We start from the raw sequence: 1720 nt of genomic DNA on the forward strand, positions 1-1720 counted from the left end.
ACGGTTATGGCAAAAGTGGCCATCAGCGTTACCGTCGTCAGTCATGCAAACAAGGATGGCTACAGGGCTTACAACGACGAACTTCCAGAAGTAAAACACATTGTTAGCAAGCTGTATACGCAGCGTATTGAGTGTGCACATCTGACACTGCCTAACCGATTGAAACGGCCCAATCGCAAGACGCTCGGATATTCAAAATCATCCGAAATGCCCGATAGGATCATCGGTACTTACATCGAACGCGAGTACTGCGTTTGATGCTACATCAACTCATTGAATACACGACCATGGAGTCGAACCAGCGAAAACACTGGCCCGAGATATAAGAGGTGCGTTTATTGAGCTGTATTCTCCTGATGGATCCGCTTCATTTCCTTGCGGTAATGATTCATCAGAAGGGTAAATGCATTGGACACATCGGGTGTATTGCTCAACGTTCCTGCACGGACCATTTCAAGCACAACCTCATGAGCTGCCCGCTCTGGGTTTGTTAAAGGATTTAATTTATCTGACATAAAATTTCCTCTTTGGTTATAGGGAATAAGGGGATACCACCGCCGCCTGAGGTGGAGAAGTAAACCAGGCATTAAACCACAGCGGATTAATGAGTCTGCTCTGTTTTAACCGCTCTTTTTACAACGAGCCTCGCGCTCTACGGAAGGCACCGACAACGTTCCGAACCTTTGCCCAGATGTTTTTGGGGTGTGGTGGGCTGAATAAAAATTATAGCCAACACCAGGACTATACCCGTTCACCATACCACCAACACCATCTTTTGGAGGGAATATGGCTACTATCATTTACCGTAAATCCGTAAATCCGTAAATCCGTTAATCCTGTTAGCAGAACCAACGCCGCTATTCGCCGTCATGCCAGACGCAAGGCAGAGGCAATCCGTCGTGAACTGGTGACATCCCGTATCGATAATGTATTGGGGCAGAAGCCAGAAAAACGCAAAGCGCTTAACCGAATTGAATTGGCCTTCAAGCACAAACGTGCGCCACGAATTAATTTCGGCTTACTGAGCAAGTTCAGAGAACAAATTAACCGTTTCGCCGAAAAGTACGACATTGTTAAGCGTCTTAACCATCGCATCTGGCACAGCAAGCCGAAAACGGAGTATGGCATTACCGCCAGAGTAAGGCAGACATATTAACTTGGCAGCACTGATTAGAAGGCGTTGTCAACGCCAGTGATATAAGACGGTAATTCACCATTTGGATTGTCCGCTCCACCCAACATGTTGTTTCCTTCATGTTCTCACACCAGAAATGACATCAGCATGCTGAGCAGAGAGGACTTTTACATGATAAAGCAAATGCGCCAGCAGGGTGCGTATATTGTCGATATTGCCACTCAGGTTGGTTGCTCTGAGCGGACTGTCAGACGCTACCTGAAATACCCTGAACCTCCGGCCAGAAAAACACGCCACAAAATGGCCAAACTCAGGCCGTTCATGGACTATATCGACATGCGTCTGGCAGAGAACGTCTGGAACGGCGAGGTCATCCTCGCGGAAATTAAAGCGATGGGTTATACCGATGGACGCTCCATGTTGCGTTACTACATCCAGCCCAAGCGTAAGATGCGGCCATCGAAGAAAACGGTTCGCTTCGAAACTCAGCCCGGTTACCAGCTTCAGCATGACTGGGGGGAAGTTGAGGCTGAGGTTGCCGGGCAACGATGCAGGGTTAACTTCGCGGTTAACACGCTGGGGTTC

General features: G+C 48.3%; 3 protein-coding genes and 1 pseudogene. 3 read left to right on the forward strand and 1 reads right to left on the reverse strand.

Annotated elements, in window-relative coordinates; genetic code table 11:
- A partial coding sequence (locus QZ506_RS06875) for an IS1 family transposase (RefSeq protein WP_291969995.1) occupies positions 1-258 on the forward strand: 258 nt, incomplete at its 5' end.
- 77 nt (positions 259-335) lie between these two features.
- On the opposite strand, the gene QZ506_RS06880 is transcribed toward QZ506_RS06875, so the two are convergent.
- The gene (locus tag QZ506_RS06880) at positions 336-515 is read right to left on the reverse strand and encodes a hypothetical protein (RefSeq protein WP_291969997.1); all 180 of its coding nucleotides are present in this window, start codon (positions 513-515) and stop codon (positions 336-338) included.
- 392 nt (positions 516-907) lie between these two features.
- Between QZ506_RS06880 and QZ506_RS06885 the strand changes: the two genes are divergently transcribed.
- Positions 908-1156, forward strand: coding sequence for a hypothetical protein (locus QZ506_RS06885; RefSeq protein WP_291969998.1), 249 nt, complete (start codon positions 908-910; stop codon positions 1154-1156).
- 126 nt (positions 1157-1282) lie between these two features.
- Positions 1283-1720: pseudogene (locus tag QZ506_RS06890) on the forward strand (IS21 family transposase); the annotation flags it as partial.

The organism is Candidatus Symbiopectobacterium sp. (assembly GCF_020054415.1).
GTDB lineage: Bacteria > Pseudomonadota > Gammaproteobacteria > Enterobacterales > Enterobacteriaceae > Symbiopectobacterium.

Excerpts from the sequence above, each read along its gene's own strand:
- QZ506_RS06880 (WP_291969997.1), bottom strand. The coding sequence starts at position 515 with ATGTCAGATAAATTAAATCCTTTAACAAACCCAGAGCGGGCAGCTCAT.